The organism is Arthrobacter silvisoli, from assembly GCF_003369445.1.
Taxonomy (GTDB): Bacteria; Actinomycetota; Actinomycetes; order Actinomycetales; family Micrococcaceae; genus Arthrobacter; species Arthrobacter silvisoli.
In genome coordinates this window covers 12,832-27,028 of record NZ_QRCU01000065.1, presented here as the reverse complement: position 1 = coordinate 27,028, position 14,197 = coordinate 12,832, and the positions used below count along the sequence as shown (strand labels likewise).

The window sequence follows — 14,197 nt, the reverse complement described above, 5'->3', positions numbered from 1 at the left end:
CTGGTAAGCCAGGCAAGACTGGTAAGCCAGGCAAGACAGACGAGAGCGGGGCGCCGGATCATCCGGCGCCCCGCTCTCGTGTGTTAAGCCGCCTTAGGCCAGGCGGGTGATCTCCACGGTCACGGTCAGTGCCGATCCCCCGCCGCCGGACAGGATGCCCTTCAGCGGCGGCACGTCGCGGTAGTCGCGGCCGCGGGCCACAGTCACGTGGTGGTCGCCCGCCGGCTTGTGGTTGGTGGGGTCCCAGCTGCGCCACTCGCCGTCCCACCACTCCAGCCACGCGTGCGACTGGCCGGCCACGGTCTCGCCGATTTCCGCCGTCGAGCGCGGGTGGATGTACCCGGAAACGTAACGCGCCGGGATACCGCAGCTGCGCAAGGAGCCGATCGCCAGGTGCGCAAGGTCCTGGCAGACGCCCTGGCGCTGGGTCCACGCCTGCTCGGCGTTTGTGGTCACCCCGGTGCTGCCCTTCATGTAGGTCATCTCACCGCGCATCCATTCGAAAACAGACATGGCCGCGTCGTGCGGATTCCGGCCCGCTACCACCCCGGGGATGATGGCAAGGACTTCGTCGCCGGGGCCGCTCAGGCGGGACTGCGGCAGCCAGTCGCTGAACTGGTCCCGCACGGAGTCGGACCCGAGCGTCGCCCAATCGACAATCTGCTCCGGCAGCGCGACCTTCTCGACCCGGTGCACTTCGACGGTACTCGTGGCGAGCACCTCCAGCCGCTCGTGCGGCATCTGCATGTCGAAGGCAGTGACGCGGGTGCCCCAGTAGTCGCGGTAGCTGCTGACCGCGGCCTGCGACGGCGTGACCTTCAGCGACGATTCGAGGACCACCTGCTGTGGGTCCGTCAGCGGGGTCATCCGCGCCTCGTTGTAGGACAGGGTGACCCGCTTGTTGTACTTGTACGCGGTCTTGTGGACGATGCTCAGCCGGGTCATGAAACTTCTCCCACCCAGGCCAATTCATCCGCCTGATTGAAGTACTTACGGGAAATCGCGTCGGAGGCCTGCGTGACTGCCTTCTGCACACGGTCCATGTGCTCGGGCAGTTCCGCCATGAGGTCGTCCGTGCGGTGGAACTCGAGGAAGGTCCTGGCCTGGCCCACGATCCGGCGGGCGTCGTTGATGAAGCCGACGCGCTGGGCCGAGGGGTCGAGCTTGGCCAGGCACTCGTCGGCGTCACGCAGGGCGAAGACAATGGAGCGCGGGAAAAGCCGGTCCAGGAGCAGGAACTCCGCGGCGTGCTGGTCGCCGAAGGCGGCCCGCCGGGTGCGCAGGAACGACTCGTACGCTCCGGCGCAGCGCAGCATGTTCACCCAGGACATGCCCGCGGAGAGCACGTCCCGGGTGGAGAGCATGCGGGCGGTCATATCGGCGCGTTCCAGGGACCGGCCGAGGACCAGGAAGAGCCAGCTTTCGTCGTGACTCACGGTGGTGTCGGCGAGGCCACGGGCCATGGCCGTGCGTTCCAGGACCCAGTTGCAGAAGCGGTAGGTGCCCACCACGTCCTTGCGGTGCTGGTTCAGCCCGTAGTAAGTCGTGTTGAGGCATTCCCACAGGGAGGACGAGACGGTTTCGCGGGCGCGGCGTGCGTTCTCGCGCGCCGCCCCGAGGGATCCGGCGATCGAGGATGCGTTGGACTTGTCGTAGGCCAGGGCATGGAGCAGTTCCGGCAGGCCGAACTCCTCGCTCTGCGGGCGTGCGCCCATCACGGCCAGGAGCTCACGGGCAACGCTGCGCTGCTCGTCGAGCGGAAGGTGGTTCAAGCGCTCGAGGTGGACATCCAGGATCCTGGCGGTGCCGTCGGCACGTTCCACGTAGCGGCCGATCCAGAAGAGTGACTCGGCAATACGGCTCAGCACGGGCCTGCCTCCTTGGGGTTCGGGGTCTGGTCAAGAGTACGGGCGGGCTGGAACGCGCTCATTGCTGTTCCTGCTCCGATTGGCGGTCGCGCCAGTTGCTTTCGACGGGCCAGACGGACACCTGCTCGCGGACGCTGATGCTCGGCCGCGGAAGGTCCGGTTCGGGCAACTGCGGGGAATCGGAGAGCACCCAGGTGTCCTTCGAGCCGCCGCCCTGGCTGGAGTTCACGATCAGTGAGCCCTCCTTGAGTGCCACGCGGGTCAGGCCGCCGGGCAGCACCCAGACGTCGTCGCCGTCGTTCACTGCGAAGGGGCGCAGGTCCACGTGGCGCGGGCCGAACTTGTCCCCCGAGAGGGTGGGGACGGTGGAGAGCTGCAGCACGGGCTGGGCGATCCAGCCGCGCGGGTCCGTGAGGATCCGCCGGCGCAGCGCGTCGAGCTCGTCCTTGGACGCGGCCGGGCCGATCACCAGGCCCTTGCCGCCCGAGCCGTCCACCGGCTTGACGACCAGTTCGTCCAGGCGGTCCAGCACGTGTTCGCGGGCTTCCTTCTCCTCGAGCCGGAAGGTGTCCACGTTGGCGATGACCGGTTCTTCGTGCAGGTAGTAGCGGATGAGGTCCGGAACATAGCTGTACACCAGCTTGTCGTCGGCGACGCCGTTGCCCACTGCGTTGGCGATGGTGACGCCGCCGGCGCGCGCCGCGTTGACGAGCCCCGGGCAGCCGAGCATGGAGTCGGAGCGGAACTGCAGCGGATCGAGGAAGTCGTCGTCGATGCGCTTGTAGATGACGTCCACGCGCTGTTCACCGGCGGTGGTGCGCATGTAGACGCGGTTGCCGCGGCAGATGAGGTCGCGGCCTTCTACGAGCTCCACGCCCATGAGGCCGGCCAGGAGGGTGTGTTCGAAGTAGGCGCTGTTGAAGACGCCGGGGGTCAGGACGACGACGGTGGGATCGTCGACGCCGGACGGTGCCGTCTTGCGCAGCGCGGACAGCAGGCGGCGCGGGTATTCCTCGACGGGACGGATGTGCTGCTGGCCGAATGCTTCGGGCAGGCCCTTGGCCATGGCGCGGCGGTTCTCGAGCACGTAGCTGACGCCGGAGGGTACGCGAACGTTGTCTTCGAGGACGCGGAAGGTGCCGGCGGCATCACGGACGACGTCGATGCCGGAGACGTGGACGCGCACCCCGCCAGCCGGTTCGAAGCCGTGCACGGCCCGGTGAAAATGGGCGCTCGTGGTGACGAGATGACGCGGAATGACGCCGTCGGACACCACGGACATCCGGCCGTAGACGTCGTCGAGGAAGGCTTCGAGGGCGCGCACGCGCTGGGCGACGCCGCGTTCCAGGGTTTCCCATTCGTCGGCGGGAATCACGCGGGGCACGATGTCCAGCGGGAAGGGGCGTTCTTCCCCCGCATAGTCGAACGTGACGCCGCGGTCCAGGAAGGTCCGTGCCATCGATTCGGCACGCGCACTGACATCTGCCAGCGACAACTCCTTCAGGGCCCCCTCGACCTGGCCGTACGATCTCCTGACGATCAGGCCCGGCGCGAACATCTCGTCATAAGCACCGGAACGTGCCACGGCCTCGGAATAATCCTGGAATAGCTCTGACATGGGACTCAGGTAATCACCTATTCATTACGGGCGCATTTCACGCCGATTATGTGACGTACTTCACGCCCTCACTGCCGGTGCCGGCACCGGAAGGAAGTGCATGATCCGGTATCCCCCGGCCCCGTAGCTGCCAATATATACCTGCCCGCCCCGGCCACGCGGGCGCCCGCTCCGGCAGGGCCGATGCATGGTTAGATAAATGAGTGTCAAACCTCACACGAGATGAAGCAGCTGTCCGTTCCGCCGTGGTGGACACCCACCGGTACGACGTCTCGCTGGATGTGCGGCACGCGGCGGATCCCGCCGTCGAGGGCTACACCAGCCGCACCTTCATCGCCTTCTCGGCGGAACCCGGCTCGGTCACTTTCCTCGATTTCATCCACGGCGGCGTGCACAGCGTCTTCCTCAACGGCAAGGAACTGGACCTGGCTGCCGCCGTCGACGGCAACCGGATCCACCTGCCGAACCTGGCCGCCGACAACGAGGTGATCGTCACCGGCACCGCCCTGTACAGCCGCTCCGGCGAAGGCATGCACCGCTTCTTCGATCCCGCCGACGGCAAGTGCTACCTCTATACGCAGTACGAGCCAGCCGACGCCCGGCGCGTCTTCGCGAACTTTGAGCAGCCCGACTTGAAGGCGGAGTTCAGCTTCCACGTGACGGCGCCGTCGGATTGGCACGTGGCGTCCAATGGTGCGGAATCCGGCCGCGCCCCGCTGGCCACCGACCCGGACGCCAGCACCTGGGATTTCGCCACCACCAAGCGCATGTCCACCTACATCACCTCGGTGCTGGCGGGGCCATACTTCCGTGCCGAGGACGCTTGGAGCACAGTGCTCGACGACGGCACCCGGCTTGAGGTGCCGCTGGCCCTGTACTGCCGCGCGTCCCTGGCGGAGTCGTTCGATGCTCCGGAATTGTTCGCGCTGACGAAGGCCGGACTGGACTTCTTCAACCGGCTCTTCGACTACCCCTATCCGTGGGGCAAATACGAGCAGGCGTTCGTTCCCGAATACAACCTTGGTGCCATGGAGAACCCGGGCCTGGTGACCTTCACCGAAAAGTACGTCTTCACCTCCCGGGCCACCGATGCGCAGTATGAGGCCCGGGCCAACACCCTGATGCACGAGATGGCGCACATGTGGTTCGGCGACCTCGTGACCATGCGTTGGTGGGACGACCTCTGGCTCAAGGAGTCGTTCGCCGATTTCATGGGCACCCTCGGCGTGGACCGCGCTACCGCCTGGGAAACGGCTTGGGTGAACTTCGCCAACAAGCGCAAGGCCTGGGCTTACCTGCAGGACCAGTTGCCCACGACCCACCCGATTGTCGCGGACATCCCGGACCTGGAAGCGGCGAAGCAGAACTTCGACGGCATCACCTACGCCAAGGGCGCTTCGGTGCTGAAGCAACTCGTGGCGTACGTCGGTTTCGAGGCCTTCATCGAGGGTTCCCGCCGGTATTTCCGTGAGCACGCGTTCGGCAACACTTCCCTGGCGGATCTGCTTGCGGCCCTCGGGGCTGCGTCCGGGCGGGACCTCGGCAGCTGGAGCCGGCAATGGCTGCAGACCTCCGGTATCTCGACGATCAGTGCGGAGATCGTCGATGGCGACGGCGGCGCCGGCGCCATCGGCGGGATCATGGACTCGGTGACCCTGCGCCAGGACTCGGTGGATCAGACCACGGGCCGGCAGGAGCACCGGCCGCACCGGCTCAAGCTGGGGCTCTATGACTTCGACGGCGACGGTGCCCTGCAGCGAACCAACAGCGTGGAGCTCGACGTCGACGGACCGGCAACCGCGGTGGCCGGCCTCGCCGGGAAGCCACGGCCGGCCTTGCTGCTGGTGAACGACGAGGACCTCAGTTACGTCAAGGTCCGGCTCGATGCCCGCTCCGAGGCAACTGTGCGCGAAGCCCTGGACAAGATCGGCGACCCGATGGCGCGGGCGCTCTGCTGGACCGCGCTCTGGGATTCGGCGCGCGACGCCGCGACGCCGGCGGAACTGTACGTGGCCGCCGTCGAACGCTTTGCCCCGGCGGAAAGCGGTATCGGCGTGCTGCTGAATGTCCTCGGCAACGCCGCGACGGCGGTGGAGCGCTATGTGCCTGCCGCGCGGCGGGACGCGGTGCGCGGCGCCCTGCTCGACACGGCGGCGGCCCGTCTCCGGGATGCGGTTCCGGGATCCGACCCGCAGTTGGCCTGGGCGCGGACCCTCGCCGGATTGTCCCGGCACGACGGCGGACAGCTACCGTTGCTGCGCGGGTTGCTGGCCGGAACTGAAGGCATTGAGGGCTTGACGGTGGATGCCGAGCTGCGCTGGAGCCTGTGGCAGGCCCTCGCCGCAAACGGTGCGGCCACGCTTGCCGAACTCGATGCGGAACTGGAGCGGGACACCACGGCCTCGGGACGGGAGGGCCATGCCCTCGCATCCGCGGCCCGGCCGGACGCCGGAGTGAAGGCCGCGGCCTGGAAAGCCGCCGTGGAGTCCACGGAATTGTCGAACGAAATCCTGGGAGCCACGATCGCTGGCTTCATGACGGCGCCCGACGGAATGCTGGATGACTACATCGAACCGTATTTCGAGTGCCTGGAGCGCGTGTGGCACGAGCGCAGCATCGAGATCGCCGGCCGGATCGTGCGCGGGCTGTTCCCCTCCGGGCAGGACCTCCCCGAAGGCACTGCCCCTGAGGAGCACCGTGTGCTCCGCCGCACGGACACTTGGCTGGCCGGGCACGCGGAGGCGCCGCGGGCACTGCGACGGATCATCCTCGAGCAGCGCGACCACCTCCTCCGCGCCCTCCGCGCGCAGGCCGTGCCGCGGGCGGCGGGCTAGGGAATCCTGTACAGCCATTCCTTGGTGCCGAACTTCGTCCGAACGCGTTCCTGCGCGGCTGCCAGGTCGGCATCGGTGACGCGGGATTCGACGGCCCCGTAGCGTTCGGCGAAGACGTCGTGCATCGCCCGGATGATGGCGTCCCTGGGCAGGCCGCTTTGCCTGCGCAGCGGGTCCACCCGCTTCTTCGCGCTGCGCGTGCCCTTGTCGGAGAGTTTTTCCTTGCCGATCCGCAGGACCTCCACCATCTTGTCGGCGTCGATGTCATAGCTCATGGTGACGTGGTGCAGCATGCCGCCGTTGGCCAGGCGCTTCTGTGCGGCCCCGCCGATCTTCCCGTGTTCCGTGGCGATGTCGTTCAACGGCACGTAATAGGCCGTGATCCCGAGGCTCTCCAGGGCCGCCATCACCCAGGCGTCCAGGAAGGCGTAGGAGTCGGCGAAACTGATGCCGTCCACCAGGGTCTGCGGCAGGTAGAGGGAGTAGGTGATGCAGTTGCCCGCTTCCATGAACATGGCTCCCCCGCCGCTGATGCGGCGCACCACCGTGACCCCGTGGCGCACGACGCCGTCGGGGTCCACTTCGTTGCGCATCGACTGGAAGCTGCCGATCACCACCGAGGGTTCTTCCCAGTCCCAGAAACGCAGGGTGGGGTTGCGCCGCCCGGCGCCGACATCTTCGGTGAGGACCTCGTCGAGGGCGACATTTACGTGTGTGGGAAGGACCGACGGCGGGATTACCTCCCATTGATGGTCCAGCCAGCCGCTGGCCTTGGACAGTGCGCGCCGGACCGCGACCGCCACCGCGTCGGCCGAAAAGCCGAACAGGACGGCGTCCGCCGGAAGCGCGGCCGCCACTGCTGCGGCCAGTTCCCCCGGCGTCGACTCCGCGGGCTGGCCGGTGAGGGCGCGGTTGATGTCCTGCAGCGCCTCGTCCGGTTCGAGGAAGAAGTCACCACTGACGGACACCTCCGCCAGCCTGCCGTCCGCCACGTGGCAGTCCACGACGACGAGCTTGCCGCCGGGGACCTTGAATTCGCCGTGGAGGCGGCCGGTGGCAGAACCTTGTGCGGAGGCGTTGGAAGTCATGTCCACCATCCTGCCGGAAAACTGTTGTGCCTCATACCGCGGGCCCGGGAACAGCAAAGCCCGCGTCCCTGGCGGGACGCGGGCATTGCCTGGATGACTTTGATGAAGTCGGTTACTTCTTGGCGCCGAAGCCCTTGAAGCGAGCGTTGAAGCGCTCGACACGGCCTGCGGAGTCCATGATGCGCTGCTTGCCCGTGTAGAACGGGTGGGACTCGGAGGAGATTTCGACGTCGATAACCGGGTAGGTGTTGCCGTCTTCCCACTCGATGGTCTTGGAAGAAGACACGGTGGACTTGGTCAGGAACTTGACGCCGGAAGCCAGGTCGTTGAAAACAACAGCTTCGTACTTCGGGTGGATATCAGACTTCATAATTGGACCTTTGTTCGCGCAGCTGGATTTTGCCAGTTGCCAGGTATGAATGGAGGTGGACCGCGCGCCTGCGGACGGTGAACGTTCCGCGGCTCCCGGGCCAACAAACAATCCTAGCCGATGCGGCGGCGCGTGGCGAACCGGCGCTCCCGCGTTTCAATCCCGCGGCCGGAGTTCCCGGAATGCGACGGCGGACGCAGCGGAGCCGCCTCGCGTCCCGGATTCGCCGTCAGGGACGGCGATCCACAAACCCCCGCACCGCGGCGTCGATGGCCCCACGCACATCCGCATCGGGGTCCACGGCGAGGCGGTGCATGATGAGCCCCTCGCCCAAGGCCATGACAGCCGTTGCTGCCAGGGCCGGGTCGGCCGCGCCGAGTGCAGCGAGCGCTGCCTCCGCGAATGCCCGGAAGCCCGCCCGGCCGGCCAGGAGCGGGCGCCGCACGTCGTCGTCGTGCGTTCCCTCAAGAAAGAGGATGTACCGTGCCGTGGTGCGCACGCGGAACGGGCCGGTGAGTCGCTCGACTGTCCCCGCCAGCAGTTCCACCAAGCCCTCCACCGTCGAGGGCAGGGCGCCCGGGGCTTCCTGCCCCGCGTCCAGCCCCGCGATCTCCTCCCGCACGATCCACTCGACCACCCCGGCCAGGAGCGCCGCCCGTGTGCGGAAGTAGTTCGACGCCGAGCCGCGCGGCACCCCGGCCGCCTCGTCGGCCCGGGCGTGGGTGAGCGCCCTGAGCCCCTGGGTTCCGAGCAGTTCCACTGCGGCCTCGAGGACCATCTCACGTGTCGACATGAATCCACTATAAAAGTAGTGACAGATTACTACGAACGTAGTATCTTGGCGGCATGAAGGGCTCAGCAGTCATCGTGGGCGCTGGAATCGCGGGCCTCGCCGCCGCAGGGTCGCTGACGGCCGGTGGATGGGACGTCGAGGTGCGCGAGCGCCACGCAGGCCTCTCCACAGCCGGCACGCTCCTCGGCATATGGCCTAAGGCGTGGGCCGCGCTGCAGCGGCTCGGCGTGACCGGCGGCCTCGACACCGTCGACGTAACCTCCGGCGAGATCCTCCGCCCCGACGGGCGCGTCATGGCCGCGCTCACGCTCCCGGAAGGCTCGCACGGCGTAGCCCGCATGAGCCTCCTCGAGGCGCTCCTTGCAGCCCTCCCCGACGGCACCGTGCGCTGGGGCATCCCCGTCAACTCGCCGGCGGAGCTCGCTGACCTCCGGGCCGGAGCCGACGTGGTCGTGGCGGCCGACGGCGTCCACTCCGCCGTGCGTGCAGCCTCCTTACCCGGGTCCCGCCTCCGGGACGCAGGGGTGGTCGCCTTCCGCGGCGTCGCGCCGATCGAGAGCGCGGGCGCGTCCGAGACGTGGGGCCAGGGACTCATCTTCGGCCGGGCGTCGTTCCCGGGCGGCGGATCAAATTGGTACGCGGGTGTCCAGGCCCGCCTCGCCGGGGACCGGGGCGACGAACCCCTCGCCATCCTGCGCCGCCTCTACCGCGACTGGCACCCTGCGGTCCACGAGGTCCTCGGCGCCATCACGCCGGAGCAGATCGACCGCCGCCGCATAGAGGACCTCGCTCCGCTGGCGAGCTACGTCACCGGGAACACCGCCCTTGTCGGGGACGCCGCACATGCCATGGCGCCGCACCTGGGCCGCGGCGGGTGCGAGGCCCTGGTCGACGGCCTGGCCCTCGCGGACGCCCTCCTCGCCGCCTCGAGCGTCACGGAGGGCCTCGCGCAGTACGACGCCGCGCGTCGTCGTACGACCCAGCGCGCCGTTGCCGGCTCCCGTCTCATGAACCGCCTCACCAACCAGCAGCAGCACCCATGGCTGCGGGACTCGCTCGTGGCCGCGGCCGGCAGGCTCGCCGCACGACGCCGCCCCGGACCAGCTGCCACGACTCCGCCCGGGAGGACCACACCATGACCCGCGATGCCGCATCTCGCCGGAGTGACACACCGGTGGATCGACGTGCGCGGCCTGTCCATGCACGTTGCCGAGGCGGGCGAGGGCGAGCCCGTCATCCTGCTGCACGGCTTGCCGCAGAACTGGTGGGAGTGGCACGGCGTCATGCCCCGCCTCGCCGAGCACTACCGCGTCCTCGCTGTGGACCAGCGCGGCTTCGGCTGGAGCGACGCACCCGGGGCAGGCTACGACATGCCGACGCTCGTGGAGGACATCGTCCTGCTCATGGACGCGCTCGGGATCGCGAAGGCCAGGTTCCTTGCCCACGACTGGGGAGCCATCATCGGCCAGATGCTTGCCATGGAGCGGCCCGACCTCGTCGAGGCGCTCGTGGTCTCCGGCTGCCCCGACCTGCACATCAGGCCCAATGTGCGCCTCCTGCTTCTCTTCCCCAAGCTCTGGCACATCTTCGCCCTCGCCGCACCCGGGATCGGACCCCGCATACAGCACAGCGGGAAGTTCGCGCGGCACCTCCTGACCGCGTTCGAGCCGGTCGGCGGTGTCGCGGAGCAGGACATCGGGCACTACCGATCCGCGATGGCCCATCCCGCACGGGCCGCAGCAGGCGCGGCCCTCTGCCGCACCACCCTGCTGCCGGCCTTCATGGGGCTCATCTTCGGCGCGTACGCGAAGCGCGACTTCACCGTGCCGACCCTGGCGCTCATCGGCGCCATGGAGCCCTCGGCGACGCTGCAGGAGATGGGGCACTGGCCCGGCCGCGGAGGAAACGTAACCACGGAGATCGTTCCCGGCGAGGGGCACTTCATCGCCGACCACAGCCCCGGCCTCGTCGCCGAACGGGTCCTGGCGTTCTTCGCCCCATAAGGCGGCTTCTCCATGGACGGGTTCTTTATTGACGGGGCTCTTTATTGACGGGGCTGCAGAGGCCCGATCACGACGCGCAGTCCACCGTCGCCTGCCATGCGTTACCTGGCCGCATAGAACGCAACCGCAGACGACGCAGCAACGTTGAGCGAGTCGACGCCATTCATCATGGGAATGGTGACCCTCCGGTCGAGCACACTGTCTGTTTCGGGGGTCAGCCCCTCCCCCTCCGTACCGAAGACCAACGCCAGGTTCTCATGGTTTTCGGCGACGAGCTCGTCCAGTGTGATAGCCCCCTCCCCCAGCGTCATTCCCGCCACCACGTAGCCTGCTTCCTTCAGCACCGCAATGTCCCCGGGCCACGATTCGATCCGTGTCCAAGGCACCTGGAACACGGTGCCCATCGAGACACGGATGGAGCGCCGGTAGAGCGGATCGGCACATTGGGGCGAAACCAACACGGCGTCGACCCCAATCGCGGCGGCGCTGCGGAAAACCGCACCAACGTTCGTATGGTCCGTCAGGTTTTCAAGGATCGCGATCCTTGATCGCCCTCGTGCATGGGGGCGATCCGGTTCTTGCACGTTGCGGGCAGCCGCCAGGAGGGTCTCCAGGGGCACCGGCGCGGGCCGGTGCATGGCAGCCATGGCTCCGCGGTGCAGGTGGAAGCCGGTAATCTCTTGCAGCAGCTTCGCCTGCCCGATGTAGACGGGAACATCCGGGAACTGCCGGAAGACGTCGTCGAGGTCCTCCAGCCATTTCTCGGCGAGGAAGAACGACCGCGGGCGGTGCCCGGCGGCGAGGGCGCGCCGCAGCACCCGGGAGGATTCGGCAATGTACATGCCCTCCTCCGGTTCCCGGAGCTTGCGAAGGTGCACATCGGTGAGCTGCGTGTAGTCGGACACGCGCGGATCGTCCGCGGATTCGAGGTAGTGGAAAGTCACCGGCCAGGCCTTTCGGGAGTACGGCTATTTCAGCAGGTTGGCGATCATGAAGCCGAGCGCCACCAGGCCGAGGACGAAGATCACGCCGCGCAGCACTGGCGGCGGGAGGCGGCGGCCCACTTTGGAGCCCACCAGGCCGCCGATGGTCGAGCTGACGGCGATCAGTGCCACCACGGTCCAGTTGATCCGGCCGAACGCGAAGAGCATGTAGGACACAGCGGCCACCATGTTCACGCCCAGCACCAGGATGTTCTTCATGGCGTTGGCGTTCTGGATGGTGCCGGTCATGAACACCCCAAGAATCCCCACGAGGAGGATGCCCTGCGCTGCCACGAAGTAGCCACCGTAGACGCCGGCCAGATAGACGAGCACCACGAGCAGGATCCCATGGTTCTTGTCCTTGATGGCGTGCTCCGGGTTTTCCTCGCGGCGCCGGACCCATGCCTGCAGGCGAGGCTGGAACATGACCATGAGCAGCGCCAGGACCAGGAGCACCGGGGCGACGAAGAAGAAGACCTTCTCCGGCAGGTGCAGGAGCAGCCAGGCTCCGGTGATGCCGCCGAGCAAGGATGCCGGAAGCAACTGCATCAACTGCCTGCCGCGGCCCGTGAGTTCGCGCCGGTAGCCCCAGGCCCCGGCGGCGGCGCCCGCCACCAGGCCCATCGCATTGCTCATCGACGCCACCACGGGGGTGATCCCGAGCGCGATGAGCACGGGGAAGGTCACGAGCGTGCCGGAACCGACCACTGCGTTGATGGTGCCGGCCCACAGGCCGGCGATGAACGTGATGACTCCGCTGAGCAACTCCACTGGGTCGTAGGCGGCCGGCTCAGCGGCGGGCGGTGGCGGTGTAGCGTCCCGCGTTCTCGGTGACGTCCAGGTCCACGCCGAAGGTGGTGCTGAGGTGTTCGGCGGTGAGGACTTCGTCGATGGGACCGGAGGCGACCACACCGCCGTCGCGCAGCAGCATCGCGTGGGTGAAGCCCGGCGGGACTTCCTCGAGGTGGTGGGTGACCAGGACCATCACCGGAGCTTCCTCGTCGCTGGCCAGTTCGGCAAGCCGGTGCACCAGTTCCTCGCGTCCACCGAGGTCCAGGCCCGCGCCCGGTTCGTCCAGGAGCAGCAGTTCGGGGTCGGTCATGAGGGCGCGGGCGATCTGGACGCGCTTGCGCTCCCCTTCGGACAGGGAGGCGAAGGTGCGGTTCAGGAGGGGGCCCATGCCCCATTCGTTGAGCAGGGCGAAGGCTCGGCGTTCGTCGTCGCGCTCGTAGCCTTCCCGCCAGCGGCCGGTGACGCCGTACGCGGCGGTGACCACCACGTTGAGGACCTTCTCGTACTCAGGGATGTGGTTGGCCAGTGCCGCCGAGGAGAGGCCGATGCGGGGGCGCAGTTCGAAGACGTCCACGCGGCCGAGGGTTTCGTCGAGGATGCCGGCCGTTCCGCTGCTGGGGTGCAGCCGGGCGGCGGCGATCTGGAGGAGTGTGGTCTTGCCTGCGCCGTTCGGACCAAGGATCACCCAGCGTTCGCCGTCGTTGACCTGCCAGTCAACCTTGTCCAGCAAAGTCTTGGAACCCCGGACGACACTGACAGAAGTCAGTTCAAGAACATCACTCATAGGAATAGACACTAGGACAAAATCCGGGCCGACTGATAACCGGCCGGCGGTCATGGCCGGGGCCGTCACATGGAATTCAGGGGGCGCTGCCGCGCTGGCTAAGATTGCAGCCATGAGTTCGAACGTGACCGCCGTCAGCTATGGCGTGAATCTGTCCCCCCTGGAGTTGGAAAGCCTGCGGAATGTGCTCTCCTCGGCAGGCGCTTCGCTGACCTCCGAGAAACGCTCCGGGGACGAGCGTTTCGGCGTCTACACGGTGGGACTCTCCGTGGAGAACGGACTTTCGACGGACCTCACGGCGCTGCGCCGCATGCTGGCCGGTGCCGCCGGTCCCGGCGTGGACACGGCAGTCGTGCCGGACAGCCTGCGCCAGGCGGCCCGCAAGCTGCTCATCATGGACGTCGATTCCACGCTCATCCAGCAGGAAGTCATCGAGCTCCTTGCCGCCCACGCCGGCAAGCGCGAGGAAGTCGCGGCCGTCACGGAAGCCGCCATGCGCGGCGAACTCGACTTCGCCCAGAGCCTGCACGCCAGGGTGGCCGTGCTCGCCGGGCTGCCGGCCGACGTCGTCGATTCCGTCCGCGCCGAGGTGCGCCTGAGCGAGGGGGCCGCGGAACTCGTGGCGGCCTTCAAGGCGGCGGGCCACGCAGTGGCCGTGGTGTCCGGCGGCTTCAACCAGATCCTGCGCCCGATCGCCGAGGAGCTGGGCCTGGACCATTGGATCGCCAATGAGCTCGAAATCGTGGATGGCGCGCTGACGGGCCGGGTGCTCGGCGAAGTGATCGACCGGGCGGCCAAGGAGAAGTACCTGCGCCAATGGGCGGCCGCCGAGGGCATCGAGCTGGGTCATACGATCGCCGTGGGCGACGGCGCCAACGACCTCGACATGCTCGGCGCCGCGGGAATCGGCGTTGCCTTCAACGCCAAGCCGGCGGTGCGCGCCGTCGCCGACGCCGCCATCAACATGCCTTACCTGGACGCGGTCCGGCACATCGCCGGCGTCTGAGCAAGCCCCGGAACGCAGCAAGCCCCGGAACGCAGGCACTCAAGACGACCCGGAAAGC

13 protein-coding genes are annotated in these 14,197 nt (G+C 67.8%); 4 read left to right on the top strand and 9 right to left on the bottom strand.

The window, feature by feature from the left end; genetic code table 11:
- Window positions 1-93 precede the first annotated feature (93 nt).
- Genes DWV11_RS15210 through DWV11_RS15200 form a run of 3 tightly spaced genes read right to left on the bottom strand, consistent with a single transcriptional unit; the run spans window position 94 to window position 3,486 of the window.
- Complete coding sequence (locus tag DWV11_RS15210) at window positions 94-945, bottom strand: transglutaminase family protein (RefSeq protein ID WP_115789764.1); 852 nt, start codon at window positions 943-945, stop codon at window positions 94-96.
- Window positions 942-1,868, bottom strand: coding sequence for an alpha-E domain-containing protein (locus tag DWV11_RS15205; RefSeq protein ID WP_115789763.1), 927 nt, complete (start codon window positions 1,866-1,868; stop codon window positions 942-944). The genes DWV11_RS15210 and DWV11_RS15205 overlap by 4 nt, the downstream gene beginning before the upstream one ends.
- Window positions 1,869-1,926: 58 nt before the next feature.
- Complete coding sequence (locus tag DWV11_RS15200; protein WP_115789762.1) at window positions 1,927-3,486, bottom strand: circularly permuted type 2 ATP-grasp protein; 1,560 nt, start codon at window positions 3,484-3,486, stop codon at window positions 1,927-1,929.
- A 203-nt stretch (window positions 3,487-3,689) separates the two neighbouring features.
- Here DWV11_RS15200 and pepN point away from each other — a divergent pair, with 203 nt between their 5' ends.
- Complete coding sequence (gene pepN / locus DWV11_RS15195; RefSeq protein WP_115789761.1) at window positions 3,690-6,320, top strand: aminopeptidase N; 2,631 nt, start codon at window positions 3,690-3,692, stop codon at window positions 6,318-6,320.
- Here pepN and lplAB read toward each other — a convergent pair.
- The 3 genes from lplAB to DWV11_RS15180 form a co-directional block, all read right to left on the bottom strand.
- Entirely contained in the window at window positions 6,317-7,408 is a 1,092-nt protein-coding gene (lplAB, locus tag DWV11_RS15190; RefSeq protein ID WP_115789760.1) for a lipoate-protein ligase LplAB, read from the bottom strand. The genes pepN and lplAB overlap by 4 nt on opposite strands.
- A gap of 112 nt (window positions 7,409-7,520) precedes the next feature.
- Window positions 7,521-7,778, bottom strand: coding sequence for a type B 50S ribosomal protein L31 (locus tag DWV11_RS15185; RefSeq protein ID WP_074589571.1), 258 nt, complete (start codon window positions 7,776-7,778; stop codon window positions 7,521-7,523).
- Window positions 7,779-8,007: 229 nt separating this feature from the next.
- The gene (locus DWV11_RS15180) at window positions 8,008-8,571 is read right to left on the bottom strand and encodes a TetR/AcrR family transcriptional regulator (RefSeq protein ID WP_115789759.1); all 564 of its coding nucleotides are present in this window, start codon (window positions 8,569-8,571) and stop codon (window positions 8,008-8,010) included.
- 53 nt (window positions 8,572-8,624) lie between these two features.
- Here DWV11_RS15180 and DWV11_RS15175 point away from each other — a divergent pair, with 53 nt between their 5' ends.
- Window positions 8,625-9,710: an FAD-dependent monooxygenase gene (locus DWV11_RS15175; RefSeq protein WP_115789758.1), complete on the top strand. Its 1,086-nt coding sequence runs from the start codon at window positions 8,625-8,627 to the stop codon at window positions 9,708-9,710.
- Between the two features lie 6 nt (window positions 9,711-9,716).
- Entirely contained in the window at window positions 9,717-10,574 is an 858-nt protein-coding gene (locus DWV11_RS15170) for an alpha/beta fold hydrolase (protein ID WP_115789757.1), read from the top strand.
- Between the two features lie 101 nt (window positions 10,575-10,675).
- Here DWV11_RS15170 and DWV11_RS15165 read toward each other — a convergent pair whose 3' ends face one another.
- Genes DWV11_RS15165 through DWV11_RS15155 form a run of 3 tightly spaced genes read right to left on the bottom strand, consistent with a single transcriptional unit; the run spans window position 10,676 to window position 13,133 of the window.
- Window positions 10,676-11,518, bottom strand: coding sequence for a TrmH family RNA methyltransferase (locus DWV11_RS15165; RefSeq protein ID WP_115789756.1), 843 nt, complete (start codon window positions 11,516-11,518; stop codon window positions 10,676-10,678).
- Window positions 11,519-11,542: 24 nt separating this feature from the next.
- A complete protein-coding gene (locus DWV11_RS15160) occupies window positions 11,543-12,328 on the bottom strand; it encodes a sulfite exporter TauE/SafE family protein (protein WP_115789755.1) in 786 nt (261 codons plus the stop codon).
- A gap of 19 nt (window positions 12,329-12,347) precedes the next feature.
- Window positions 12,348-13,133 (bottom strand): ABC transporter ATP-binding protein, encoded by a 786-nt coding sequence (locus tag DWV11_RS15155; protein ID WP_115789754.1) that lies wholly within the window; start codon window positions 13,131-13,133, stop codon window positions 12,348-12,350.
- Window positions 13,134-13,245: 112 nt separating this feature from the next.
- Here DWV11_RS15155 and serB point away from each other — a divergent pair, with 112 nt between their 5' ends.
- On the top strand, window positions 13,246-14,139 hold the full coding sequence (gene serB / locus DWV11_RS15150; RefSeq protein WP_115789766.1) for a phosphoserine phosphatase SerB: 894 nt from the start codon (window positions 13,246-13,248) through the stop codon (window positions 14,137-14,139).
- Window positions 14,140-14,197: the final 58 nt, after the last annotated feature.

What these genes read in the sequence shown, in the direction of transcription:
- DWV11_RS15170 (WP_115789757.1), top strand. Translation starts at nt 9,717, where the DNA reads ATGCCGCATCTCGCCGGAGTGACACACCGGTGGATCGACGTGCGCGGC.
- DWV11_RS15180 (WP_115789759.1), bottom strand. Translation starts at nt 8,571, where the DNA reads ATGTCGACACGTGAGATGGTCCTCGAGGCCGCAGTGGAACTGCTCGGA.
- DWV11_RS15175 (WP_115789758.1), top strand. Translation starts at nt 8,625, where the DNA reads ATGAAGGGCTCAGCAGTCATCGTGGGCGCTGGAATCGCGGGCCTCGCC.
- DWV11_RS15210 (WP_115789764.1), bottom strand. Translation starts at nt 945, where the DNA reads ATGACCCGGCTGAGCATCGTCCACAAGACCGCGTACAAGTACAACAAG.
- DWV11_RS15155 (WP_115789754.1), bottom strand. Translation starts at nt 13,133, where the DNA reads ATGAGTGATGTTCTTGAACTGACTTCTGTCAGTGTCGTCCGGGGTTCC.
- DWV11_RS15200 (WP_115789762.1), bottom strand. Translation starts at nt 3,486, where the DNA reads ATGTCAGAGCTATTCCAGGATTATTCCGAGGCCGTGGCACGTTCCGGT.
- serB (WP_115789766.1), top strand. Translation starts at nt 13,246, where the DNA reads ATGAGTTCGAACGTGACCGCCGTCAGCTATGGCGTGAATCTGTCCCCC.
- lplAB (WP_115789760.1), bottom strand. Translation starts at nt 7,408, where the DNA reads ATGACTTCCAACGCCTCCGCACAAGGTTCTGCCACCGGCCGCCTCCAC.
- DWV11_RS15185 (WP_074589571.1), bottom strand. Translation starts at nt 7,778, where the DNA reads ATGAAGTCTGATATCCACCCGAAGTACGAAGCTGTTGTTTTCAACGAC.